General features: G+C 36.9%; 24 protein-coding genes and 1 tRNA gene. 16 read left to right on the forward strand and 9 right to left on the reverse strand.

Annotated elements, in window-relative coordinates; translation table 11 throughout:
• Positions 1-127: 127 nt before the first annotated feature.
• From U8519_RS08280 to U8519_RS08290, 3 genes are all read right to left on the reverse strand, one after another.
• Entirely contained in the window at positions 128-1,015 is an 888-nt protein-coding gene (locus U8519_RS08280; protein WP_334329845.1) for an alpha/beta hydrolase, read from the reverse strand.
• Complete coding sequence (locus U8519_RS08285; protein ID WP_334329846.1) at positions 996-2,348, reverse strand: PTS transporter subunit EIIC; 1,353 nt, start codon at positions 2,346-2,348, stop codon at positions 996-998. Before U8519_RS08285 ends, U8519_RS08280 begins: the two co-directional genes overlap by 20 nt.
• A gap of 72 nt (positions 2,349-2,420) precedes the next feature.
• A complete protein-coding gene (locus tag U8519_RS08290) occupies positions 2,421-3,764 on the reverse strand; it encodes an APC family permease (protein WP_334329847.1) in 1,344 nt (447 codons plus the stop codon).
• Positions 3,765-3,883: 119 nt separating this feature from the next.
• Here U8519_RS08290 and U8519_RS08295 point away from each other — a divergent pair, with 119 nt between their 5' ends.
• From U8519_RS08295 to U8519_RS08305, 3 genes are all read left to right on the forward strand, one after another.
• Positions 3,884-4,891 (forward strand): Gfo/Idh/MocA family protein, encoded by a 1,008-nt coding sequence (locus U8519_RS08295; RefSeq protein WP_334329848.1) that lies wholly within the window; start codon positions 3,884-3,886, stop codon positions 4,889-4,891.
• Between the two features lies 1 nt (position 4,892).
• Positions 4,893-6,113 (forward strand): DEAD/DEAH box helicase, encoded by a 1,221-nt coding sequence (locus tag U8519_RS08300; RefSeq protein WP_334329849.1) that lies wholly within the window; start codon positions 4,893-4,895, stop codon positions 6,111-6,113.
• 59 nt (positions 6,114-6,172) lie between these two features.
• Positions 6,173-6,246: transfer RNA gene (locus U8519_RS08305), tRNA-Arg, on the forward strand.
• A gap of 376 nt (positions 6,247-6,622) precedes the next feature.
• On the opposite strand, the gene U8519_RS08310 is transcribed toward U8519_RS08305, so the two are convergent.
• The gene (locus U8519_RS08310) at positions 6,623-7,075 is read right to left on the reverse strand and encodes an SHOCT domain-containing protein (RefSeq protein WP_334329850.1); all 453 of its coding nucleotides are present in this window, start codon (positions 7,073-7,075) and stop codon (positions 6,623-6,625) included.
• Positions 7,076-7,134: 59 nt separating this feature from the next.
• Positions 7,135-8,850: a hypothetical protein gene (locus U8519_RS08315; protein ID WP_334329851.1), complete on the reverse strand. Its 1,716-nt coding sequence runs from the start codon at positions 8,848-8,850 to the stop codon at positions 7,135-7,137.
• A 292-nt stretch (positions 8,851-9,142) separates the two neighbouring features.
• Between U8519_RS08315 and U8519_RS08320 the strand changes: the two genes are divergently transcribed.
• The 7 genes from U8519_RS08320 to U8519_RS08350 all read left to right on the forward strand — a co-directional run bounded on the left by U8519_RS08320 (position 9,143) and on the right by U8519_RS08350 (position 14,205).
• Complete coding sequence (locus tag U8519_RS08320) at positions 9,143-11,155, forward strand: hypothetical protein (RefSeq protein WP_334329852.1); 2,013 nt, start codon at positions 9,143-9,145, stop codon at positions 11,153-11,155.
• 38 nt (positions 11,156-11,193) lie between these two features.
• Positions 11,194-11,760, forward strand: coding sequence for an alpha/beta hydrolase (locus tag U8519_RS08325; RefSeq protein ID WP_334329895.1), 567 nt, complete (start codon positions 11,194-11,196; stop codon positions 11,758-11,760).
• Between the two features lie 42 nt (positions 11,761-11,802).
• On the forward strand, positions 11,803-12,309 hold the full coding sequence (locus tag U8519_RS08330; protein WP_334329853.1) for an acyl-CoA thioesterase: 507 nt from the start codon (positions 11,803-11,805) through the stop codon (positions 12,307-12,309).
• A gap of 170 nt (positions 12,310-12,479) precedes the next feature.
• Positions 12,480-12,758: a type II toxin-antitoxin system RelB/DinJ family antitoxin gene (locus U8519_RS08335; protein WP_334329854.1), complete on the forward strand. Its 279-nt coding sequence runs from the start codon at positions 12,480-12,482 to the stop codon at positions 12,756-12,758.
• The gene (locus U8519_RS08340; protein ID WP_334329855.1) at positions 12,751-13,029 is read left to right on the forward strand and encodes a type II toxin-antitoxin system YafQ family toxin; all 279 of its coding nucleotides are present in this window, start codon (positions 12,751-12,753) and stop codon (positions 13,027-13,029) included. The genes U8519_RS08335 and U8519_RS08340 overlap by 8 nt, the downstream gene beginning before the upstream one ends.
• Positions 13,030-13,118: 89 nt before the next feature.
• Positions 13,119-13,565 carry a DUF3290 family protein gene (locus U8519_RS08345; protein ID WP_334329856.1) on the forward strand — a complete coding sequence of 149 codons (447 nt, stop codon included), beginning with the start codon at positions 13,119-13,121 and terminating at the stop codon, positions 13,563-13,565.
• A 10-nt stretch (positions 13,566-13,575) separates the two neighbouring features.
• A complete protein-coding gene (locus U8519_RS08350; RefSeq protein WP_334329857.1) occupies positions 13,576-14,205 on the forward strand; it encodes a DUF421 domain-containing protein in 630 nt (209 codons plus the stop codon).
• Here U8519_RS08350 and U8519_RS08355 read toward each other — a convergent pair.
• Positions 14,202-14,846, reverse strand: a complete 645-nt coding sequence (locus U8519_RS08355) for a Crp/Fnr family transcriptional regulator (protein WP_334329858.1) — start codon at positions 14,844-14,846, stop codon at positions 14,202-14,204. The two genes, U8519_RS08350 and U8519_RS08355, sit on opposite strands and share 4 nt — an antisense overlap.
• Before the next feature lie 100 nt (positions 14,847-14,946).
• Here U8519_RS08355 and U8519_RS08360 point away from each other — a divergent pair, with 100 nt between their 5' ends.
• From U8519_RS08360 to U8519_RS08370, 3 genes are all read left to right on the forward strand, one after another.
• Positions 14,947-15,504, forward strand: coding sequence for a hypothetical protein (locus U8519_RS08360; protein WP_334329859.1), 558 nt, complete (start codon positions 14,947-14,949; stop codon positions 15,502-15,504).
• 259 nt (positions 15,505-15,763) lie between these two features.
• On the forward strand, positions 15,764-15,922 hold the full coding sequence (locus tag U8519_RS08365) for a hypothetical protein (protein WP_334329860.1): 159 nt from the start codon (positions 15,764-15,766) through the stop codon (positions 15,920-15,922).
• A 28-nt stretch (positions 15,923-15,950) separates the two neighbouring features.
• Positions 15,951-17,411, forward strand: coding sequence for a multicopper oxidase family protein (locus U8519_RS08370; RefSeq protein WP_334329861.1), 1,461 nt, complete (start codon positions 15,951-15,953; stop codon positions 17,409-17,411).
• Between the two features lie 207 nt (positions 17,412-17,618).
• Here the strand turns inward: U8519_RS08370 and U8519_RS08375 are convergent, their stop codons facing one another.
• Entirely contained in the window at positions 17,619-18,464 is an 846-nt protein-coding gene (locus U8519_RS08375; protein ID WP_334329862.1) for an alpha/beta fold hydrolase, read from the reverse strand.
• A gap of 80 nt (positions 18,465-18,544) precedes the next feature.
• Between U8519_RS08375 and U8519_RS08380 the strand changes: the two genes are divergently transcribed.
• Together U8519_RS08380 and U8519_RS08385 are read left to right on the forward strand one after the other, a co-directional pair.
• Positions 18,545-19,015, forward strand: coding sequence for a TetR/AcrR family transcriptional regulator (locus U8519_RS08380; protein WP_334329863.1), 471 nt, complete (start codon positions 18,545-18,547; stop codon positions 19,013-19,015).
• Between the two features lie 209 nt (positions 19,016-19,224).
• Positions 19,225-19,878, forward strand: a complete 654-nt coding sequence (locus U8519_RS08385; RefSeq protein ID WP_334329864.1) for a hypothetical protein — start codon at positions 19,225-19,227, stop codon at positions 19,876-19,878.
• 244 nt (positions 19,879-20,122) lie between these two features.
• Here the strand turns inward: U8519_RS08385 and U8519_RS08390 are convergent, their stop codons facing one another.
• The gene (locus U8519_RS08390; RefSeq protein ID WP_334329865.1) at positions 20,123-21,322 is read right to left on the reverse strand and encodes a GGDEF domain-containing protein; all 1,200 of its coding nucleotides are present in this window, start codon (positions 21,320-21,322) and stop codon (positions 20,123-20,125) included.
• A 138-nt stretch (positions 21,323-21,460) separates the two neighbouring features.
• On the reverse strand, positions 21,461-22,669 hold the full coding sequence (locus U8519_RS08395) for a GGDEF domain-containing protein (protein ID WP_334329866.1): 1,209 nt from the start codon (positions 22,667-22,669) through the stop codon (positions 21,461-21,463).
• 349 nt (positions 22,670-23,018) lie between these two features.
• Here U8519_RS08395 and U8519_RS08400 point away from each other — a divergent pair, with 349 nt between their 5' ends.
• Positions 23,019-24,368 (forward strand): FAD-dependent oxidoreductase, encoded by a 1,350-nt coding sequence (locus U8519_RS08400; protein WP_334329867.1) that lies wholly within the window; start codon positions 23,019-23,021, stop codon positions 24,366-24,368.
• Positions 24,369-24,399: the final 31 nt, after the last annotated feature.

A 24,399-nucleotide genomic window follows, 5' to 3' on the forward strand; every position in this document is an offset into this window, starting at 1 on the left:
CACCCTCCTACATTATTAAGATAATTGTATTGAAGCATTGCTGTAAAAACAAGTTGTGAGAAAATGGGTAAAAATAAAAAATCGTTTATTTTAATAAAAATAACGATTTTTTGTTAGAGATCAGGATTTATTTAGTGGGACCACCGTTCTTTTTATTGATTCCACCGTTAGGATTATTCAACTTATTACCAATAATATATTGGTGGAAGATGGAAATAAATTGATTATTAGCAATCATATCTGAATGCTGAGCCTTACTACCTGTAAGGGTTATGAGGGTATAGTGTTGGATATTGCCTTCATAGATATACTTACCAGCATCAACACTCCCAATCGGTACGATACCATCATCAGTATACAATTGTGTACCCGCAATGGAGTAATAAGTCAAGTCACTTGGCAATTTGTCCTTATCTTTGATGAAATCGTTTAACATCTGTGTGCGGTTGGAACTATTTTTTTCTTCAAAGTTATAAGGTGTCCCTACTGTCAACATAGAATCGATGTTGATGGAGTTATCATCGAAGTAATGTTCTAAGAAATAAGTCCAGATCAAACCACCATTTGAATGTCCGAAGGCGTCAAAGCTGCTGAAGCGATATCGGTTTTTCAATTGATCAAAGGCGATATTGAACCACTTAGCTTGTTTCTTGATATTGTCGTAGCCGTCCTTGTTGTTAATGAATCCGACAACAATAAAGGGACGTTCGTCGTTGGCTCTGATAGTGCCTTTGTAAGTGATCTTGCCGTTGGTATTGACGGTAAGTTTCAACAAGCTGTGTTTTTCGCCGTATTGATTGTTGATAGTTTTGACTAAATCATCGAATCTATCAGCAGAAGCGCTACTACCAGGAATCATAATTATTGGTGACATTGGTGAGTTATAACGACCAGCTAAGGTAGAAACATTTTTCTTCGTCCAAATGTATGATGGTATACCTAGTATCACGAGGATAGAAGCTAGAATTATTAAATACTTAAAAGATTTGTTTGATTTATTTTTGAAGGTTCTCATCGTTTGATATACCTCCTTCGTCAATTGCTAGGTTATCGATCGTCTTGAGTTTTTCAGCAATCCTTACAAAAGGAATATAAATATAAACTGAAACAATCAAACTTATTATTGAGAATATCAAGGCTTGCCAGCTGCCATCTGTGCCAATAAACGCCGATAGGAGACCGGGAGTTCCAATTGGTATCGGATATACGCTCGGCGGCATTAAATGCAACAGTAGGGCAATTGAAGCCATCAGCATGCATATTAGTGGTGCTAAGATGAAGGGAATAATAAAGATAATATTGAAGAGAACGGGGATTCCTGACATTACACTGCTACCGAGATTGAAGATACTAGGAACCATCGTCCATCTAGCGACAGTTTGAAAGTCAGGATCCTTAGATACGATGAAGATGGCAATGATCAAAGCAAGCACTGAACCAGTACCACCTAATGTGGCAAATGCATGGTACAGAGTGTTGCTTGTAAAGAGGTTAGGAGCCCCCCAAGCTGTATGGTGATTTAGAGCGTAGTTCAAGTTCTCTAGAACAGTAGGATCCGACTTTTCCACTTCGATCGGTGAATAAATACCCGACCATCCCAAGAATGAAGCAACAATTGTATAGATCGAAAAACCCAACACACTTAATAATTGGATAAAGGGATTGGAACTATGATAGTTGGTTGCCAGTGAGTAGACGATGCTGTTTGGCAGATCTGAATAGTAAGTGATGTTGACCAAAAAACTAAAGATAACCGAAAGAATCAAAATGATCGAAATCGGTTTGAGTGAAATAAAAGTCCGCTCGAGAATGTTGCTAGATAGATGCTTTGCTAAATGATCTGGTGTGGGATGACTAGTTACTTTGAAGATCCACCCGATAAACATCCCTAACAAAATAGCGAATAGCAAGCCACGCATTCCCAGTACTTCGCCATGGAAGGACAATGGCTGAACCTTAGAATACGTAAAAGTGATGATCAAGAGTGAACTAATGCTAGTTAGTCCAGCAAGTTGATCATCACGATTGAAGTGTTTGGCAGTATACTTAGCTGCACCGAATGTAGCCATAACTGCGACCCATCCTAGGGTCAGACTATATAACGCTGTCGCAATATCGTTGACATGATTAAAAATAAAGTCATTATTTAGCTTAGGGATAATAGCGGTTAAGAAGCTATCTTTACCTAAAATGGTAATTTGAATTATTTTTATGAAACTTCCGAATAGAACAAAGGGAAAAATCATTAAGACAGTTCGTTGAATTATACGGTAAAATAATAATTTTTGTAATTTTAAAGTTAATTGAGCTAATTTTTGTTCAAATTTATTTTTAAATAAATTTTCCATATTCAACACCTGCGACATTTAGGGGTTTATAAATTCATTTAGATTATAACGTTAAAAAAAAACAAGCTGCCATTATAGCGACTTGTTTTTTTTGTTAAATTGATGAATATAATATAGCGGCAAACCTAATAGGGTGATTGCGATACCAGTAAAGGCAAGTGTCGGCTGTCTAAGTAGAGTGGAAATAATAATATATCCACCACCGAGTAGGGCGATTATTGGAGGGATAGGATAGAAGTTTATCTTATAGGGACGTTTCAAATCTGGCTCTGTACGGCGCAAAATGAAGACTCCGATGAACATCATCATTGAAAAGATCCACATTACAAAGACCAACATATCAGTAAGAAAGTCAAAACTACCCATGAAGATCATTATTATGGCAATGACAGTTTGTACAATACCAGCATTTAATGGGACACGACTATTGGTCGTCAGTTTAGCGAAGAACTTGCTGAAGACAATATCGTCATCAGCACCAAGTACATAACTAACACGGGGACCAGTCATAGTGTAGCCATTAACGGCACCGAAGACGGAGATCAGAATTCCAATCGTGACGATCTTGCCGCCGATATTGCCAAAGATTCTGATGGCAGCTTCTGATGCAGCGTTTTGATTACCGGGTATCAGGTGGAAAGGCAATTCCTTGATAAAAATAAAACTAATAGAGACGTAGATCACTGTGATCAAGAATAGTCCTAAGATAATCGAACGTGATAGATCTTTTTCGGGCTTTTTCATTTCACCAGCTAAATTACCGACATTCATCCAGCCGTCAAAGGCAAACATTGTTGCTAATAATCCGCCACCCATCGAAGACCAGAAGTCAGGATGGGTTCCAGAAGTAATAGGAAATAGTGAAATGTTATTGCTTGATTTAGTGAATAAACCGACCGCAACTATCAAAACGATGGGGATCAGTTTGGCGATCAAAGAGATCGATTGGATCGATCCTCCAACTTTGGCTCCCAATAAATTAACCGCAAATAAAAAGACAGCTAGGGCGATCGCAATTGGAATTTGCCAGTTGGCCGGTAGATTGCACAAGTTGATCACTTGCGTCGCAAAGATTATCGACAACGCAGAGATACCAGCGGGATAATAAATGACTGATTGTGCCCAGGCAAGCAAAAAAGCCGGAACCTTGCCGTAGATGTATTCGATGTACTTGTAGATGCCTCCAGCAACTGGTAATGCGGCCGCTAGTTCCGCCACTGTCAGTCCAGCATTGATAGTAATGAAGCCCGCCAGTAACCAGACGAAGATGGTCAAGCTAGGTGATCCAGTCGCTGCCGTGACACTTGAGATCTTGAAGAATACTCCGCCACCGATTACCAGTCCCATGACTGTGGATAGAGCAGAAAAGAATCCAAGATCGCGTTTCAAACTGAACTTATCTATTTCCTTATCCATGATTTTCAACCCCTAAGTGAAAGTGTAAAATATTATAATACACCTTATAGGTAAGGACTGTAACGTTTTTAGTGGTAATTAACTCTAGATATAAGTAAAATCAATATAGAGGTGATTTTATGATAAATTTAGCAATAATCGGAACTAGTTGGATTACTAAGCAATTCATTGAAGCTGCGGAGGAAACAGAGTCATTCAAACTAACTCGAGTTTATTCGAGAACAGAAGAGAAAGCTCAAGCATTTGTTGACGGTTTGAGTATTTTGGATGGTTCAAATGTTAAAATCAGCACTGATTTAGAAAAGTTTTTTGCGAGTGAAGATTTTGATACAGTTTATATTGCATCACCAAATGCTTTGCATTTTAAACAAGCTCAGTTGGCAATTGAGAATGGGAAGAATGTAATTGTTGAGAAACCAAGTACTTCAATAATTCGTGAATATACGATTTTGGATACATTAGCACATGAAAAGGGCGTATACTTCTTCGAAGCTGCTCGTCATATTCATGAACCGATCTTTAAGAAGATCCAAGCTTATGTTGACGATAATCGTGAACAATTATCTGGTGCCACCTTGTCATATATGAAATATTCAAGTAAAATGGATAGTTTCTTAGCCGGGAAGAATCCTAATATCTTTAATCCGAAGTTTTCTGGCGGAGCACTATATGACTTAGGTGTCTACGCCGTTTATGATGCCATTGTATTATTCGGTGCACCGAACAAAGTTGACTATGAACCAGAGATCCTTAGCTCAGGTATCGATGGATCAGGCAGCTTAACGTTGAAGTATGATAAGTTTGACGTCAATATTATTGTCGGTAAGACTAAGAATTCATACATGCCATCTGAAATCTACTTTGGCAAGAAGACGTTATTGATGGATAGTGCTGGTGATATTACTAGACTTACAGAAGCCAGTGCTGATAAGAAGTTATCAGAGATCCCAACAACTAAGAGCGACAATCCAATGGATTCAGAAGCCGTTGAGTTTGCCAGAATTATGAATGAAAATGATACAGCAACTTATGATAAGTTACGTAGTTACGCACGAAAAGTAAATCGTGTACTAGAACAAGCCAGAACCAGCGCTGGACTTGTATTTGAAGCAGATAAGGAAAAATAAAGTGGAAATACCAAAATTATATCAAGATTATTTTAAAGAGAATAAATTTGAGTCATTAACGAAGATCCAAGAATCAGTCTATTTGCCATTTAAAGAAGGCAAAGGATTAGTTGCCATGGCACCGACTGGATCTGGTAAGACATTGGCGTTTGCGATGCCGATGCTCGAAACATTAGTTCCTGGGGATGGATTACAAGTATTGATCTTAGAACCATCGCAAGAACTAGCGATTCAAGTTAGGACTGTTATCCAGCCATTAGCCAAATTAGTGGGGTGCAGTGTTCAATCAGTAACTGGTGGGGCTAATCCTCAAAGACAACTCAAGAAGTTAAAAGAAAAACCAGAGATTTTAGTCGCAACTTTAGGACGTCTTAAGGAATTGACTGAGATGCGCAAAGTTAAGCTAGGCAACATTCAAACTGTTATCGTTGATGAGGCCGATGAAATGTTGAACGAATCAAAATTAGAATCAGTTCGTGAAACAATCGACCAAATGCCAGCTGATGTTCAAATGACATTCTTCTCTGCCACTGGTAATGAGATCTTCAAGGAGATGCATAAGTGGTTCGGTCAAGACTTCTTAATGATCGACCAAAGAGATGACAGTTCATATACTGCTGGAATCAAGCATTACTTCATCAATGCGGCAACGGACAATACTAAGGATGCACTGATTAGAGAATTAGCTCACAATAAGAAGTTCAAGGGAATAGTCTTCTTTAACAATTCTCGTTCTTTGCACAAGATCATTAGTGACTTGCATTACAACAAGACCAACTTCGTTGCCTTAGATAGCAAGATGTCATCACAACAACGTAAGTCAGCCTTACAATTATTCTCTAGTAAAAAGGTCAACTTGATGTTAACGACTGATGTCGCCGCCCGTGGGATGGATATTGATGACATTACAACAGTTATTAATTATATGGTTCCCCGTGATAACAGCGAGTATGTTCACCGTGGCGGTCGTACCGGAAGAATGGGTAAAGCTGGAAACGTTCTGACTTTTGGTAATAGTCACGATTTCCGTAACTTACAAGACTTCACCGATGTTGAAGTTAAAAAAGTCTTTTTGAATCGTGATGGAACTTTCTCAGATAAGGAAACTTATCGTAAAGAAAAACGCCATGCACAAAAAACACAGTCAAAATCTAAACCGAAGAAACGTCTGCGTGATCAAAAGAATAAAGGAAAACGCCGCACTCCTAAGTCAGATAAGTAATTGTGAATTAGCTTGAAATATAAATAATTTGGTGGCACTATTATTAGTGGCACCACAATGGTCCCTTGGCCCAGTTGGATAGAGCAACTGCCTCCTAAGCAGTAGGTCCCCGGTTCGATTCCGGGAGGGATCATTTGTACCATATTCAGGGTTTATCCTGAAAAAGTTTGTGAAACGCCGTATCCCTTGGTATACAAGGGATACGGCGTTTTTGATATGCTTAAAAAGTGATATGAATAGCCTAAAATTATGGCACATTTGATGGCACATTTTTATTTTGGCACATCAGAATGGCACTAAATTTTGAATGAAAATAGCTGTTTTTAGTCGGAGAAAAAATAAAAAATTATAGTGGTAATGGTGTTGAAAAAGTGAATCTTTCGTTCATATAGCATAAGATATATTTTTAAATTCACACACTTTGCGAAAATCAAAATCGAACCTTAAAACCGAACCTCAAAATAATAATTTTAGAAGTTCTTACAATAATTTCTTTGCTTTTTAAAACACTACAATCCTAAAATTTGCTTCTTTTTAGCATCAAATTCTTCTTGGGTGATAGTTCCGTTATCAAGAAGTTTTTTGAGTTTGTCCAATTCTTCAAGTGAAGAATCATTAGTAGGTCTAGCAGTAGGATTATTGAAACGTTGATTAGGTTGGATATAACCCTCAGATACTAATGTGTGGTAATCACCTTCATCTGATGGTTGGAATCCTTTTTCAATCAAATCTTTCACATAGAACTTGTTGTAGAAGAAGGCAAAGATGAAGTTAAAAAGTAATGATCCGCCACCCCAAGTGAAGACGCCTAAACCAACGTCGACTAGTAACATAATTAGCAGCCATTTCCAATCGCCTCGGAAAACTGCGGGCCAGAAGCCGAAGAAGAATTCGGTCCATGAAAAGCCGACTTTGACGTCTTTGACCTCATTGGTATTTTTGTTGACTAAGTTTGCATGCATTAATAAATCCCCCATGACGATACTTATATTTAATAGGTTTCAATTATACCGTATATATTTTAATATTCGAAATTTTTTAAGAACTCTTCCATATCGGTCCAATTATATTTGTTTCTCTTAAGATGGCCGAATAATAGAGCAACCCAAGTTATCAACGATAATGCAGCACTGAAAATTGTCAAATTAGTGGTTTTATAAGTCGTTCTCAATTTGAGGAGGCTTATTTTTTTGGTTATTTTGGTTTTGACAGTACCATTTTTGCTGGTAGAAATTTTAGCCTTCTTATTATTGATAGTCAACTCGGTATTTTTGTACCGAATGATCGGCAATTCGATCACGGTGTTCTTAGATATTCCCGCCAATTTGAAGACAATTGATTCACCCTGAGTTTTTGGATGGAAGGTAACTTGTTTATGATCGATCTTACCCACGTGCCAAATCGTTGAGTTAATGAACTTACCAGCGGCGGCAGGAGAGTATTGTTCATAATAATCTTCGTAAAATTTTTTGTGCTTGATCTGCTTACTAGTGATAACGTGCTTTTCATTAGAAATAAACGGCTGCCTTTGCGCATTATTAGCTGATAAGATCCAAAGTCCGCAGAGCCCCGCTGCCAATAAGATTACTATTGGAAGTTTGAACTTAACTAAGTTGAGTTCATCAATTGCCATTAATGTCAGTTTTGTGGCGATGACCGCCGCCAATAGTGTAGCAATCATCAAAAATCTAAATGGGAATTGGATAACTTTGAGTGGTGTCCCTTGGAAAAATTGCCATGGAAAAACGTCAGTCGTCATAAAGAATGCTAGGAAGGCTAGGACGTAGATTTTTTTATAAAGGGATGAGAACTTGTAGAAAAAGATCAATCCCAGAGTCAGTGCAATTAGCAAGACGACCCCAACATTATAAGTGTTGCCGTCGATACTCTGCGCACTGTTATTGAGAAGGCTTGCTTGAAGCATTTTTTCGAGAACTTTTCCTTTAAGTGTATATGGAGAAGGCTGATCGTAAGGCTGAAAACTGATTTCATTCAAAAAAGGAATTAGAAAAATGGCACTGGCACAGATGGTTGTGAATATTGCCTTTATCAGGGCTTTGGTCCTAGACCAATAACGATTGGATTTGATGATATAGAGTACCAAGATCAGTATGAAGAAGAATGAAACAATAATGGTTGATAGTATGTGACTCAACAGAAGTCCCGACATGCCGATCGCCAAGATATACCACTTGTGATAATCTCTGAAAAAAACTTCGTAAAATCCTAAGAAACAGAGTGGTAGGAAGATTGTGGCAATGAATTCGGCAATATCTGACCTTGGCAATACTTCTATTAATAAGTATGTGGATAAATTATAAAATAACGAAAAGATAATACCACTCCAAAATGAATTGGAAAATCTAGTCATTACGAAGTGACTGATACAAAAAGAAATGAAAAAATAAATACCAATTCCAGTGTAAAAGGCTGTTACTGGATCATTAAATAAAGAAAACAGCAGGGCAAGTGGTGCGAGAGTTACCCACGGATAGAAGAGATTGATCCCATAGCCGATTTGTTGAAAATTTGAATTGGAAATACTTGGCAGCAGATTGCCATGCTGGAATGAATAATTCAAAGTAACTAATCTTCCTATGTGAAATGAAGCGTCATCTCCAGCCCAGACGATACCTTTGGAATTTAATGTCAATGCCATAGTAGTTGCAAGGACAGCGTAAATCAAAATTAGGCTGAATAATTTAAGTGACCATTTAATATGAACAGAAATATGCATGATCTCCCTCCTGAAGGTATTATATCGAAGCTACTTTGTGATTTAAAATAAATCATCAAATAATATAATTATACCTTGCAGAGAGTTACTGACTAAAATCAATACGGGATGTATATGACTAAAAAAGTCATCATTATTACAGAAACGTGATTCCAATAGTCTTTTTATATATCTTTTTATGAATATCATTTTATATAAAAAAATATATTCTTTAATGACATCTTTTGGATATAACTATTTGAGATAATGACTATAAGATAATTTATCAGTTAATAAACAAGGAGAGCTTATCATGAAACAACATCGAGTAAAGAAGATGCTGCTAGGATGGTCTTGTCTTATTTTATTTATGTCAGCTTTATTTTTGATAACTAACAAAAAGATTACTAATGAGGCTTTGGCTGATGAAGAGGTTGTAGTCAAACCGATGGAAAAACCTAATCGAGATGTCGTGAAGTTCTTAGGGATTTGGCTGACTAACGGTTATTCATTGCAGCCTGAAAGTGATTATTATACACAGGTCGGGCAAACAGTCATAATCAGAACCAGTGCCGGTAGATCGGTCTGGTCGGTTCTAACCGGGTTATTAGATAGTCCGCATTATCGTTGGTACAAGACCACTGATGCTGGTGAGACTTGGTCAGCAGTTTCCGAGACAGATGGTGGCTATCGTATGAATTTTCCCGTTACACCAAAAGAAACCGGCACGACTTGGTATCAATTGGATACGCAATACTGGAATTATGCGACAGGTTGGCTGTTGAAAACTCACATTTATTCACAAGTAACGGCGGTACATGCTAAAGATCCAGTTAACGCTGAATCGTTGAAGATCACGACTGATGATAATTATTTATATAATCTTGGAGATAATATTTTAGCGAATAATAATACTTATGTTCATGCATATCCAACTCCATCTGACGCTAACGGTCCCGTCACTTATTCGGTTGATAAGCCGGAGATTGCTGATTTTGCAGATGACTCTGAAAATGGTGGTAAAACAACTCAGCTGATTGCTAAGAATGGAGCTGTTGGGACTGTGACGATTACCGGAACACTGACAAATCCTAACGGCAGCAAGGTTCATGATACAACGACTGTCAGAGTAGGCGGTGGTTTGGATGATCAAACTGTTGATATTGGAGATACGGCGACTTATACGATGCATGGTGATACTGTCGGGGATGATGATTCTGAGAACAAAGGAAAAATTACGATCGAGTGGTTCAAATATGACAAAAACGGTAAAAAAACTTCTGTTGCCAAAAGTACCAGTTCGAACTACAAAGATTACATCTCCTACACAACACCAGCTACGACGATGGACGATGATGGGACTAAGTATGAAGCTAAGATAACCTTTAAGTACGGTTCTTTGAATTTGCAGAGCAAGACGATGACGACTAATCAAGCCAATTTAACCGTAATCAATAAACCTGATATTACGGTGGATAACTCAGTGATAAATACTACTTATACCGGTGAAGGCGATGATAGCCATCATCTGAATGATGTCAGCAATGATGATTTGATAACTTACAAAGCAGATTTGATCGAGAATAGCGACCGAGGTGTCTTAAAAGACGGTTATTATGTTATTCCGATGCACCAAGATACAAAAATTTTGAGTGTGAAACTAGATGATACGGAGTTAGATTCCAGCAAGTATTCGGTCATTAATAATTCCGAAAACAAAACTGACGACCTGGTCATTAGTGGAATCGATTTTGATGGTGTCGATGTTAAAAAACATTCTATCGAAGTGGAAACGAAAGTTGTCGGTATCACTGGTTCTGAATCGTTATCATATACACCATATTTGTATGGTAACTCCAACACAAATGAAGTCTACATGTCTAAGGGGATCGAAGAACAGATCAACTATACTCTAGATGGCTTCAGTGTTTCAGCGAATAATCTGAATTATGGCAAGATCAATCCCTTAGATACTAATAGCTTGCAGTATCGAGAAGACCAGCACAACTTGCCTCAGGGCAACGTCGTTGAAATAAATGATCGACGTCGTGATAAACGAGCCAAAAAAGCTTATGTTACTCAGGAAACACCATTTCAAAGTGAATCCGGTGACCAATTGGCTTCAAGTATGAGATATTATGAGAATGGTAAGTATGTCAGTGTTTTGAATAATAAAACCTTCCTAAAAGAAACTCAGAATGGTGAGTCGTTCGATTCCATTGGCTGGAATAAAAAAGATGGACTGTTACTCTATCTTGATGATGCTTTTTTGAAAACAGGTGTTTATAGTTCAACACTTACGTGGGTGTTTGAGGATACCGTGTGAATATTTAAGATCGCAGAGATGCGGTCTTTTTATTTTCTATTGAAAAATTTTATATGTATGTGTTCGATTACGGTGCACCAATTGGCTTCAAGATTGCAGTCAGGCATCCTGATTGGATTCAAGGAATTATCAGCCAAAATGGCAATGTCTATCAAGCAGGCTTGGGCTCCAAATGGGCCACTCGTCAAGATTTCTGGGATAATCCGACTGAAGAGAAGCGTAATTCTTACAGAAGTGCATTTGAACCGAAGACGATCATCGGTCAATATAAGTTTGGGACCCGTCCGAAGGCTGTTTCTCCAGATGGGTATATGCTGGATATTGCCTATACTCACGGTGAAGGCTATGCCCAAAGACAATTAGATTTGATCTATGATTACCAAAATAATATTAAGGACTATCCTAATTTCCAAAAATACTTACGTGACAATCAACCGAAGCTGTTAGCTGTTTGGGGTAAGAATGACCCGTCATTCATCTATCCTGGTGCTGAAGCATTCAAACAAGATGATGAGAATGTTGAAGTTGACCTTGTAGACAGTGGTCACTTTGCTTTGGAGACACACGCTGAGGTAATCGCTCAATTAATTAAGGACTTTTTCTAGTATAATAATTTTAATGGATACTTACAGAGAGGAAGTTCAACTATGAATACTATTAATGTGTCGCAAACCTTATCTATCAGTAATCATCGTGTGTTTTCATCAGATCTGAATGAACATGATACTGTCTTTGGTGGAAAAATCTTAGCCACAATCGATGATAATTCTTCAATACCAGCATCGCGTGTCGCCAGAATTGAAACGGTAACTGCTTCAGTTGATCAAGTTAATTTTATTTTGCCATTCAAATTGCAAGACTCCATGTGCACGGAATCCTACGTATCAGGTGTAGGTACGCGCTCGATTGAAGTTTTTACGAAGATAATCGGCGAACATCTTAAGACTGGTGAACGTTTCTTAGGTTTGACTTGTTTTTCATCCTTTGTAGTTGTTGAGCGGGGAATCGAATTGCCACAAATCATTCCGGATACTGAAGAGTATAAGTTTGTCTGTCAGGGTTATGAACAACGGCAAGCGGAGCGGATGAAAAAACTCAAGCAACAACGTGATTTTAATAATAATATTAGTTTGAAGTTTCCTTGGAATAAGTAAAAGTGTTGATGTCTTGAGAAGGACGTTAACGCTTTTTTACTATAACAGTTGGTCATAGATATGTAGATCTAATATATGATTGTTTGATGAATAATCCTTAATTGGTGCACAATGTGTGTCAAAATGATACTATTACGTAAATAGATTAATATTTGACAGGGGTGATATTAATGCAACGCGTAAATAAAAATAATGATAAGGATAAAAGAATCAGTATTAGAGTGGATCCGGAATTAAAAGAGGAATCTCAAGAATTATTTAAATCAATGGGAATGGATCTATCTACGGCAATTACGATATTTTTAAAACAATCACTAACAGACAATGCATTGCCATTTAAACCTCGAGCAGATAATTTTGAGAATATTAAAGCTAAGAAGGAAGTAGAAGATGGTAATTTAAAAAAATTTAATACCATTGAAGCTTTGTGGAATGATTTAAATGATTAGCATAGAACGTACATCAATATTCAAAAAGGATTATAAAAGGTTAAAAAAGAAGCATTATGATATGGACAAATTAAAAGAAGTTATTGTTCATCTAATCAATGAAGACACAGAGTTTCTAAGAACCAAGTTTCAAGATCATTCTTTAAATGGAAATTGGCAAGGATACAGAGAACTTCACGTTCAAAATGATTGGCTTTTAATATACAAAATAAAAAAAGAAAATTTAATACTTGTTCTTGTCCGCACAGGTTCCCATGATAAAATTCTTTAAATTAAAAAGTTGACTCCTTTTGATGAGGGTCAACTTTTTTAATATATTATAATAATCATGAAGTCTTAAAAGTTTGAGAGGGAATGGTTATGACTTTTTACTCATATGAGCATTTATATACACAGAATCAAGAACCAAACTTTTGGTTTATTTTTGTCCTAACGGCATTGTCAGCGGCATTGATCGTTACAGGATTTTTGTACTTTAAAAATCGTAAGGATAATAAATATCGTGATCTGGCAGTGATTTTTGTCTTTGCGATTGCCTTATTCTTTGGAATCAATTACAACAACTATGAGAAGCAGATCGATATCAACAATCAGACCAACCAGACGCTGACCTTGATGCGTTCGATCTCCAATGAGAAGAAAATTTCGAAGAAGAAGTTATATTCTAACAGTTCTAGTTTGACTGAGGGGATGCTGATCAAGGCTGGCAAGGATTACTATCGTGTTAGTTTTGATAATAATGTCAATAGCTATACTTTAAATAAGGCCAGTATCGTCGATACTAGTCAAATTAATTTGGTAAAGTAGGAGAGAAATTATGGAATTATCATATGGAAATTTAGCTTTAAAATTGACGATTGGATTTCTCTTCATGGTTATTCAAATCAATTTATTTGGGAAGAGTAACATTGCGCCAACTAGTGCAATCGATCAATTACAAAATTATGTTCTAGGTGGAATCGTTGGTGGTATGATTTACAATTCCAGCATAACGACCTTTCAATTCACATTAGTGTTGATTATTTGGACGTTGATTGTTTTTATCGCCAAGTTCTTATCCAACCATAATGTTTACTTCAGAAGGATGATCATCGGTTCACCTAAGATGATTATCAAAAATGGCAAGATCGATGTTGATCTGGCATTGAGAAATGGTCTATCTGCAGCGGATCTGTCATTCAAATTACGGACAGCAGGTGTAACTGACATCAGTAATGTTAAGCGGGCAGTTTTCGAACAGAATGGACAATTGACGATCATTATGAACGATGAAGAGAATATCAAGTATCCAGTTGTCTTGGACGGCAAGATCAATACAGATGAATTAGAGATGATCGGCCGTGATCCCGAATGGGTCGAGGCTCGAATAAAGGAACAAGATCTTGATATTGCGGATATTTACTTGGCCAACTATATCAACGGTAAGATCGTCGCTTATACGTATTAAAGAATCGTGAATTCTCGTCGATTCAATTTGATTTTGTTTTCAGCAACGAGTAATTTCAATTGGCGGCTTAGAGTTTCAGGAGTGATCCCCAAATACAGTGCCAGTTCCTTTTTAGTAACGGGCAGTTTGTAAGTGGAACTATTGAATTGGTCTTGTAATTCTAATAGGTAATTGTAGAGCCGCTCTTTGGAAGTTAGCAATGTGTCAGTGACGTCTCTGCGTTCTAGGGATGATAGGCGCTCACCGAGAACATCGACCAGCGAAAGAGCCATTTCAGGATATGATTTCAGAACCTTTTTGAAAGCACTTTGTTTTAGATAGCATATTTCAGTGGGCTCAGATGCCTGGGCAAAATTATGATGTTCATGGTTGGTAAACAGTGCACCAGTTAGGTCAACCTCTCGGGAACGTAGCATATACAAGGTTCGCTCGCGGTCGTCATCAGCATAACTGAAAACTCTAACTCTTCCCGAGTCAACGATCATTAATCTGTCGTTAGGTTCCCCAGGTGAATAAATCATTTGACCAGCGGGAATCTTTTTTTGATGAACGGAAACGCGTGCTAGGGCCTCAATGACATTTCTGGGTGCACCTTTGAAGATAGAAACTTGTTCAACACATTTGATAGGATCGTGTGCCATAAAATAATTTTTCCTTTCTTGACATATGTCAATTCTATTTTGTCTAGTTCAGTATACAATTACTTCTGTAATCAAAGAAGTGATAACTGGAGGAGTTACTATGACAGAAAAATATAGCGCAAAAATCGTTCCATTAAATGAAGATAAGATTGGTACAGCTGCACATGGAACTGCCACATTCGAAATCGAAAATGATGTAATGAAGATTCATATTTCAATGAAGGATACTCCTAAAAATACTCAACACTGGGAACATTTCCATGGCTTCCCAGATGGTAAAGAAGCACAAATTGCCACCAAAGCACAAGATGTAAATGGCGATGGTTTCGTTGATTTACCAGAAACAGAACCCGTATCTGGAACAACAATGGTTCCTTTTGATGCTGCTCCACACGATATGAATGTTCCTAACGATACATATCCAGTATCAAATGATAAGGGAAGTTTTGAATACGAAAAAGAAGTTCCTTTGAATAAATTACAAGCTAAATTCAAAGAAGTATTCGGTACCGATGATTTGGAATTAGATAAACGTGTTATTTACGTTCATGGCGTTCCAGATGATCTAGACTTACCAGATACAATTGCTGGAGCAGTGGGTCATTATGATCAACACGTTACTTTGCCAATTGCCGTTGGTAAAATTGTTAAAGACTAAGAGGAAATAATATTCCATTAATGTGATTAAAGGTCGCGATAAGAAAGAAATCAGATGATCAGTATAACGGCTAATACTAAGGCTGACTGGAGTTTTGGTAATGGTGAAGCACAATTTTTAAATGGGAAACTTTAAATATGATTTAGGAGCGTGCATGGGCACGCTCTTTTTTTACGTCATTAATATTTAGATATCTATTATTATACTTATTGAAACTGTATTAAAATATAAATGTAAAAAGTTAGGTGGTGATATTTTGATGGGTGGATCGAAAATATTTTCAGTATTCATGGTTATCTTTTATGCCATACTGCTTTTTCTCGTGATTGCTAATAAGAATATGCTAGCCATGTATATGATGGCGATAGGGATGTTTTTAGAAGCAGTTGTGAATGCTTTTGGGGTTTTCAAGAAGTAAGATAAAATTTGAATAGAAGGCGAAGACATTGGGAAAAACAAAAGTTTACAATGATTATTTTTTTGATGAGCCAATATTTGACTTACATGACGGTGGATATATTCCACTAGAAGTTCCAGATGTACCGGAGAAACCATTGAACGTTCCGGAACTATTGAAACCTGACAAAGTTGAAGGTAATGATGTTTATTACACTTTGACAGCTCAAGAAGGTGAGACACAGATCTTACCAGGTAAGAAGACTAAGACTTGGGGTTACAGCGCAAGTATCTTAGGTAAGACGATCGTCTACAAACAAGGTGTACATTATCACGTACACTTAGTTAACAAATTGCCAGAAGTTACAACCTTCCACTGGCACGGATTGAACGTTACCGGACCTATCGTTGATGGTGGCCCACATGCTCCAGTCTATCCAGGTGGCAGCCGTGATATCGACTTCACATTGGATCAACAAGCACAAACAGATTGGCTCCACGCTCATCCATGTCCAAATACTGCTCGTCAAGTTTGGAATGGACTTGCCGCAGCGGTAGTGGTAACAGATGACGAAGAAGCTAAATTACCATTCCCAAGAAATTATGGTGTCGATGATATTCCAGTTATTTTGCAAGACAGAACTTATCACGATAACCAACTAGATTACAAGGCTGATTATGATGTTGATGGTACATTGGGTAAGTATGCCTTAGTCAACGGTACGATCAATGGTGTATTCGATGTAACAACACAACGTGTTCGTCTCCGTATTCTTAACGGTTCTGATCGTCGTGAATGGAGATTGCACTTTGATGATGAGCATGAGTTCACACAAATTGCCTCAGACGGTGGTACTTTGCCTGAACCAGTTCACTTTACTAAATTAATGCTGACATGTGCCGAACGTGCTGAAGTTATCGTTGACTTTGGCGACAAGAAGCCAGGCGATGTCGTTACTCTAATGACGGATGATGTTCCAATCATGAAGTTCAAGATTGGCGAGTATAAACGTGAAGATGTTGAATTACCAGAACACCTAACAACGATTCCAGATCCAGTACCAACACCTGGAACAGAAATCGTTCATACGGTTATGTCAGGTATGGATGATCAAGTTAGACTTGATGGTAAGTTGTTCGATATGCAAAGAATCGATCGTAAACAAAAGATCGGTGATACTGTCATTTGGGATGTAACTAATACAAATGACATGGCACAAGGAATGATTCACCCATTCCACATGCATGGTAACCAATTCCGAGTATTGAGTAGAAATGGTAAAGACGTCTATCCAAATGAGCATGGTTGGAAAGATGTCGTTGGTGTAAATGCTGGTGAGACAGTTAGATTGGCTGTTAGATTCACTAAGTTTGGTGTTTACATGTATCACTGCCATATTTTGGAACATGAGGATACCGGTATGATGGCACAAATCGAAGCTTACGATCCAAATCATGAGCACAAATTCCATTTGATTTCGATGGATGAGATGCAACATCCTTCTAAGTAGGTTTTAGTTTTGGATGTCGCTTCCGGTCAGCAGTAATTCCATCTGTAGCGAGACCAGTCCGAGCCAAAAAGCGGTCTCGTACTTCGCTTTCTTGCTTTGCACAATCGCCGCAGATTCCATTATTGCTAAATTTATCGATTACAAAAAAATCGCATGTTATAGTAATTTGGATATTTTTATCCATTTACTATGATGTGCGATTTTGATTTATTTTCTTGAAATATGTTTGTCTAGTAATGCATTGATTTGATTATTGTTGAATTCTGTCAACCAATGTGTGGCATTGAGTTCAATAAATTTATATTTTCCCTTCATATACTTACTGTTTTCTTCAATTCCTGCACGACTAATTGCTAAATCTTTATTTCCCCAAATCAAAATAGTATCAGAAGTAATATTGTCATAATTAATTTTATTTTCAAATTGAAAAAGTGCTCGATACCAATTTATAACGCTAGTTAAAGCTCCTGCTTCAGAAAACAATTTTAAGTAATCAGAAATCTGATTTTGATCAAATCCTGACCATAATTTTTTTAAAATTGCATAATCATTGGAAGCAATTAATTTTTCTGATTCTCCGGGAATTTGAAAACGACTGACATAAGCACCTTTTTCTTTTTGAGTTGGATCATTTTCTAAAGCCCATTTGTATGCAGGCCAATCTGGAACTGATAGTGAACTCCAAGTTTTTACTTTTTCGGGATACTTTGCAGCAACGGTCCAGCCAACAACTGATCCAATATCATGTCCCACTAGATGAAATTTATCATATCCAAACTTTTCAGCGAGTTTCACCACATCTTGGGCTAAAGCTTTCATTCGATATTCCTTAATATCAGTAGGACGGGCACCTTCCGAATATCCTCGTTGATCAGGTGCTAAAACCAGATATCCCTTATTAGCAAAATATAACATCGTGTTATTCCACATTAATGATGTTTCTGGAAAACCGTGCAAAAATATGATTAGATCACCTTTATTTTCAAGTCCAGCCACTCGAACATTGAATTCCCAGCCGTTTATATTTAATTTTTTTAATAAAATTTTATTCATATTCGTTCTTCCTTTCGTTTCATGATTAGAATATAACAGGTATGATTTCTAATAGCCGGGACAAATAGGGAGGTCTGTCCATGAATAGACGAGATGAAGAAAAACAAATTATTTTTGATTCTTTAAAAATAGCACTTTTACAACTAATGGATAAAAAGGATTTTTCAAGAATTACAGTTAAAGAAATAGTTACAAAAGCTGGCGTTGGTCGTTCAACCTTCTATCGCCATTTTCCGAATAAAATTGACTTAGTTAGATTTCTGATTCATGATGCTTTAATAAATTTTGACAAAAAATATGCTCCTAAAACAATCGAGGAACGTTTTGAGGATACATACATGAATGAGGTCCGAAATTACGTTGATAAATATCGGAATCAAATTAAAAGTATTTACAAATCAGGTTTATCTTATTTGTATCTGGAAGAACTGAATAAACATCTCATTAGTTTAAGTCCGTATAATTTGACCATGAATGAAAAGATTTATCTGTACGGCTTAGCGGGTGCTCAGTACAATATAATTTACAATGGTTTTATTGATAATATTTAAAAAATATAAAATTTATTATTACACCACTTCCAAGTAGTAACTATTTAATCTAAGAGTAATGCAAACCTATCTAATGATGGTCAACAACGGCAGATGGAGTTGTTGACCATCGTTAGCGGCATATCCCCCTACACACATAAGATCATTCTTTTTGTTTGGTCTAAAAAGTAATAACATAATCTTATTAACTGTATTGAGGTGGACTTTGCATGAAAGATAATAGTTTCAAAAAAAGAATGGGATATTTGATATTTGCGATAATCTTGGATGCTGCTGCAAATGCTCTGATGATCGACAGCAACGTCGGTAGTGCCGTTTGGATGGCTTCAGGGGTAAATATATCTCATCTGATCAATGTTCCTTACGGAACGACCTTGTTCGTATATGCCGTCTTGGTAACCGTGGCTAATCAAATTCTGATCGGCAAGTTCGATGGTCATATTTTTATTTCTAATTTATTGTTTTCATTGCCGTTCAGTTACTTAGTAGGATTCTTTTCTAGTTTGTATTTACCATTGCATTTTGATCAACTTAATTTGTTTGTTCGAGTGACGATCGATATTTTAGGATTGATCGGCGTTTCAGTGGGAACTTCGATTTATCAACGTTGCAACTTGATCCAACACCCTAATGACGAATTGGCATATCTGTTAAGATTCAAATACTTACATGGATCAGCAGGTTGGGGTCAATTATTGAGTTATACGCCTCCTGTGACGATTATGCTGATTTGTTTTTTTAGTACTGGTAAATTACTATCAGTTGGAATTGGCACGCTCTTAGCAGTGTTTATTCAAGGAATAATTATTGGCATCTCAGATAAGATCGTAGTACCTTCGTTAAAACATCATTACGTTCTTTAAGTTCATATTAAAATAACGTTAAAAGAGTATAAAAATGCAACCATAAAATTTGAAAAGAGTTAAAATAATTTGTTTGAATACTATTGCGAACCCACCTCATATGTTGTACTATGACTTTTAGGGACTACCAGATACAAAACAACTGATTCCTTCCCGAAGGTGGAGCCGTAAGGTTTCATCTTTTTTTATTGTTTTCAAACCAAAAAAATTCTCGTATTTATTTACAAATACGAGAATTTTTTAATTATCCAAAAGTAAAAGTTCGATCTTCAACTGTCAGACGATTGCGTCCGGCTTCCTTAGACATGTACAAATAATGATCGACACGTTTGAATAAGTCGTTGAAGTTTCTATCAGACGGATGAAGTTGAGATATTCCAAAGGAAATGCGAACATTCAATTCATTACCGTTGTATTCCAAAGGCTCGTTGATGAGTTTTTGGCGAATGTATTTAATGACCTTGGTGGCGTCATCGGTTGTTAATCCACGAAAGATTATTACGAATTCTTCGCCGCCGTAACGGAACAACTGACCTCTGGTAGTTTGTTGGAACAATTGATGTTCAAACTCACTGGCAACGTGTTGGAGCACCTTGTCACCAGCCATATGTCCGTAATTATCATTGAATAATTTGAAATGATCAATATCAAACATCGCCATAGTCAACGGGATTTCTTTGTTTTTGCTGTAAACTTTAAATATTTCAGCTGATACTTCATCGAAGTTGGCCCGATTTCTAACACGTGTTAATTCATCATAATTAACCTTTTTGGATAGATTGTTGTAATCATTGAATGAATTGCGGATCCACGTTGCCACAAATCTGATGATCCACATGTAGATGATGAATCCGATCATAATATAAATCGTTCTGATAGGTGAGAAGCGATAGATTGGCCAAATGATCAGCCACCAAATACCGCCGTAAATGATTTGTAACGCAATGTACTTCCATTCATCGTTCAATAGATTATTTTTGTTTCTAGCAATATAGATAACTGTGATTGCCATGGCAATCAAGGCACCCATAAAAATTATATTGTAGCCGGTATTTCCCTCAAACAGGTGATGACCGAAGATATAAAGCGGAGCAATGATATTGACGAACTCTATAACGGCGTTTTGCATCGTATACAACGAATACAAAAGAATCGTCATTTGAGTCGTAGCATAGAACCAATTGGCCGAACTACCAGCGTTCAGAGCCTTAAAAATGTGCTGGACTAGAATCATACTTATAACGACGACTGCGCCTTCTGACAGTCCCAAAACAACGTCGTACAGTCGACTTTTATGTCGTCTAGAAATATCCTCAAAACTGTATGACATGATGGTGAGGATAGTTATGAGACCGACTGTAATTAGACCAATGATTATTGCATTGATGTTTGCATCCACGTTTAAAAGCTTCGGAAATACCCCAGCCTCTAACTTTATTGACATTCCGTACCTCTATTTTTTATTTTTAATAGTTGCGTTTAGTAAACAACTATGTCCATATGTAAGTATACTACACTATATTAATAAATTTATATCTATAATATGGAAAAAGAAGCTGATACAATTGTTTTTCAGCTTCTTTTAGATAGTTTTATCAAAAGCAAAAACTTCATTTTCAACAGTCATGCGATTTCTACCGGAATCTTTTGATTCATATAAGTAGTGGTCGACACGGCTGAATAGATCTTTGAATACCTTATCAGATGGTTGAAGTTCAGTCACTCCAAAGGAGACATGGATATTCAACTCTTGATTATTGTAAGTCAAAGGATCGTTGATCAAGTCGTTTCTGATCTCCTGAATTATCGTTGCACTCTCATCAGCACTCAAGCCACGAAAGATAATAACAAACTCTTCACCGCCATAACGAAAGATCTGTCCACGAGTCGTCTTATTGAACAATTCACGTTCGAAGTGAGTTGCCACGTGGTGTAAGACTTTATCGCCAGCTAAGTGACCATAAGTATCATTGAACTTCTTGAAATGGTCGATGTCGAACATAGCGATGGTTAGGGGTACTTCTGGATTCTTTTTGTAGACTTTGAATACTTCTTGAGATACCTCATCGAAGCTAGCCCGATTTCTAATGCCAGTAAGTTCATCGTAATTAACTTTTTTTGATAAGTTATTGTAATTCTTGAAGGAATTACGGATCCACCTTGCTAGAAAGCGGATCAAATACATATAAGCAACGAATCCGACAACCATGTTGATCGTATAGTAGGGAGTAAACTTGTGGAACGGCCAAATAATTGCCCACCAGAATGCTCCGTACATAGCTTGCAGCACTATGAATCGCCACTGTGATGATAAGATCAAATCAGTGTGCCGGTAAATATAGATAACGGTTAGTGCCAGCATCACGGTCGAAACGGTGAATAGAACAATGTAATTACTATATCCAGTTATCGCACGTTGACCGAAAACATAAATAGGGGCAATGATGTTTACTACTTCAATGACACGATTTTGCAGTGTATATAAGCTGTACAGAAGCAATGTCAATTGAGTAGTCGCATAAAACCAGCTCCGCATATCGCCGGAGTTCAATGCTTTGAATATGTGCTGAACTAAGATCATCCCAATTACAAGGACGACCCCTTCGACAAGTTCCAAAAGCAGTCGATAGCTGGCACTATTATTACCACGCAGTATGCTTTCAAATGAATACGCCATGATCGTGATAATAGTTATTAAACCGACTGTTATTAGAGCGATGATAATTGCATTTATATTACCATCTACACTCAAAAGTGACTGGATACTATCAAAATTATAATCAGTTGACATCCTTCACCCCCCAAAATATTAAATTATTTGCCATAACGTAGTGGGTTTATAACCTTATGTGAACAGCATAGTAACTAATATAGATATTAACATGAAGTTTAATATATTGTTAGATTATAAAATTAAAAATATTTTAGTTATATTTGTAACAAAAACAAATAAAGCAAATTATATAAAATAATTATCAAAAAATGGCTATTTATACCTTTATTGGTTCATAAATTGTCAATTATTCTAAAATCTTTAATAAATTTCTGTAATAAATAATTTTTTATTGTGAAAATTACTAAAAATATTTATGTTTGCTGTATTATTAATATGATAATAATTTCAAAATGGAGGAATTTAAATGAAAGTTGTTGTAGTTGGATGTACACATGCAGGAACTGCCGCCATTGATCAAATTTTGCAAGATCATCCTGGTACAGAAGTGACTGTATATGAACGAGACGATAATATTTCCTTTTTGTCTTGTGGGATTGCTTTATATTTGGGTCACAAAGTAAAACGTCTTGAAGATATGTTTTATTCAGATCCTTCTGAGTTGGAAAAACTTGGTGCGAAGGTATTCATGAAACACGATGTTTTAAAAATAGATGCTAAAAATAAAAAACTTATGATTGAAAATATTAAAACTAGTGAAGTTTTTGAAGATACCTATGATAAGTTGATTATGACAACTGGTTCTTACGTTCAAGTTCCACCAATTATGGGAATCGATAATTCCAAGATCTTGATGTGTAAGAGTTATGCACAAGCTCGTGAAATCTATGAGACTGCCAAAGATCACAAACGCATTGCAATCGTTGGTGGTGGCTACATTGGTGTTGAATTAGCTGAGAGCTATGCCAATACAGATCACGAAGTGACTCTAGTTCAAGCTGGAGACCAATTATTGAATCATTACATTGATAAGTCAATGTCAGAGAATATTACTAAGTTATTAAGAGACCACGGTGTCAACGTCTTCTTAAATGAACGTGTGAGTGGGTTTTCTGGAGATGATCAAGTAGTTATTGAAACTAACAAAGAAGATCACAAGGCTGATTTGGTTATCGTATGTACAGGTTTCATCGCCAATACTGAATTATTACGTGGTCAAGTTGATATGGACCGTCGTGGCGCCATCATAATTAATGAATACGTACAGACTTCTGATCCTGATATTTATGCTGCTGGTGACGCATGTACCGTCAACTTCAATCCGACTGGCAAGCCAGCCTATATGCCGCTAGCAACTAACGCCATTCGCCAAGGGGCATTGGCAGGGATGAATGTCTTTGGAAATGTTCAAAAGTATATGGGAACACAAGCCACTTCAGGAATGGAGCTGTTCGGTTATACTTTGGCCTCAACAGGATTGACGTTGAAGAATGCATTAGAGTGGGGCTTCAATGCTGATGCAGTTGTCTATCATGATTACTACCGTCCTTCATATATGCCTACAACTGAAATGTTAACGATTCGCTTGGTCTATGATAAGGACAATCGCAAGATACTAGGTGCCCAATTGTTCAGTAAGCACGAAGTAGCTCAGTCAGCTAATACTATTTCTGTAATGATTCAAAACAACAACACGATTGATGATTTAGCCTTTATTGATATGTTGTTCCAGCCAAATTATGATAATCCATTCAATTATTTGAATTTGGTCGGTCAAATGGCAGTTGCCAAAGAACGTGACGAAAAGAAAAAATAAAGATAGTTGCTCTTCGATAATCAATTAGATA

It is taken from the genome of Companilactobacillus sp. HBUAS59699, from assembly GCF_036913575.1.
GTDB lineage: Bacteria > Bacillota > Bacilli > Lactobacillales > Lactobacillaceae > Companilactobacillus.

What these genes read in the sequence shown, in the direction of transcription:
- U8519_RS08280 (WP_334329845.1), bottom strand. Translation starts at nt 1,015, where the DNA reads ATGAGAACCTTCAAAAATAAATCAAACAAATCTTTTAAGTATTTAATA.
- U8519_RS08285 (WP_334329846.1), bottom strand. Translation starts at nt 2,348, where the DNA reads ATGGAAAATTTATTTAAAAATAAATTTGAACAAAAATTAGCTCAATTA.
- U8519_RS08290 (WP_334329847.1), bottom strand. Translation starts at nt 3,764, where the DNA reads ATGGATAAGGAAATAGATAAGTTCAGTTTGAAACGCGATCTTGGATTC.
- U8519_RS08295 (WP_334329848.1), top strand. Translation starts at nt 3,884, where the DNA reads ATGATAAATTTAGCAATAATCGGAACTAGTTGGATTACTAAGCAATTC.
- U8519_RS08310 (WP_334329850.1), bottom strand. Translation starts at nt 7,075, where the DNA reads ATGCATGCAAACTTAGTCAACAAAAATACCAATGAGGTCAAAGACGTC.
- U8519_RS08315 (WP_334329851.1), bottom strand. Translation starts at nt 8,850, where the DNA reads ATGCATATTTCTGTTCATATTAAATGGTCACTTAAATTATTCAGCCTA.
- U8519_RS08320 (WP_334329852.1), top strand. Translation starts at nt 9,143, where the DNA reads ATGAAACAACATCGAGTAAAGAAGATGCTGCTAGGATGGTCTTGTCTT.
- U8519_RS08330 (WP_334329853.1), top strand. Translation starts at nt 11,803, where the DNA reads ATGAATACTATTAATGTGTCGCAAACCTTATCTATCAGTAATCATCGT.
- U8519_RS08335 (WP_334329854.1), top strand. Translation starts at nt 12,480, where the DNA reads ATGCAACGCGTAAATAAAAATAATGATAAGGATAAAAGAATCAGTATT.
- U8519_RS08340 (WP_334329855.1), top strand. Translation starts at nt 12,751, where the DNA reads ATGATTAGCATAGAACGTACATCAATATTCAAAAAGGATTATAAAAGG.
- U8519_RS08345 (WP_334329856.1), top strand. Translation starts at nt 13,119, where the DNA reads ATGACTTTTTACTCATATGAGCATTTATATACACAGAATCAAGAACCA.
- U8519_RS08350 (WP_334329857.1), top strand. Translation starts at nt 13,576, where the DNA reads ATGGAATTATCATATGGAAATTTAGCTTTAAAATTGACGATTGGATTT.
- U8519_RS08355 (WP_334329858.1), bottom strand. Translation starts at nt 14,846, where the DNA reads ATGGCACACGATCCTATCAAATGTGTTGAACAAGTTTCTATCTTCAAA.
- U8519_RS08360 (WP_334329859.1), top strand. Translation starts at nt 14,947, where the DNA reads ATGACAGAAAAATATAGCGCAAAAATCGTTCCATTAAATGAAGATAAG.
- U8519_RS08365 (WP_334329860.1), top strand. Translation starts at nt 15,764, where the DNA reads ATGGGTGGATCGAAAATATTTTCAGTATTCATGGTTATCTTTTATGCC.
- U8519_RS08375 (WP_334329862.1), bottom strand. Translation starts at nt 18,464, where the DNA reads ATGAATAAAATTTTATTAAAAAAATTAAATATAAACGGCTGGGAATTC.
- U8519_RS08380 (WP_334329863.1), top strand. Translation starts at nt 18,545, where the DNA reads ATGAATAGACGAGATGAAGAAAAACAAATTATTTTTGATTCTTTAAAA.
- U8519_RS08385 (WP_334329864.1), top strand. Translation starts at nt 19,225, where the DNA reads ATGAAAGATAATAGTTTCAAAAAAAGAATGGGATATTTGATATTTGCG.
- U8519_RS08390 (WP_334329865.1), bottom strand. Translation starts at nt 21,322, where the DNA reads ATGTCAATAAAGTTAGAGGCTGGGGTATTTCCGAAGCTTTTAAACGTG.
- U8519_RS08395 (WP_334329866.1), bottom strand. Translation starts at nt 22,669, where the DNA reads ATGTCAACTGATTATAATTTTGATAGTATCCAGTCACTTTTGAGTGTA.
- U8519_RS08400 (WP_334329867.1), top strand. Translation starts at nt 23,019, where the DNA reads ATGAAAGTTGTTGTAGTTGGATGTACACATGCAGGAACTGCCGCCATT.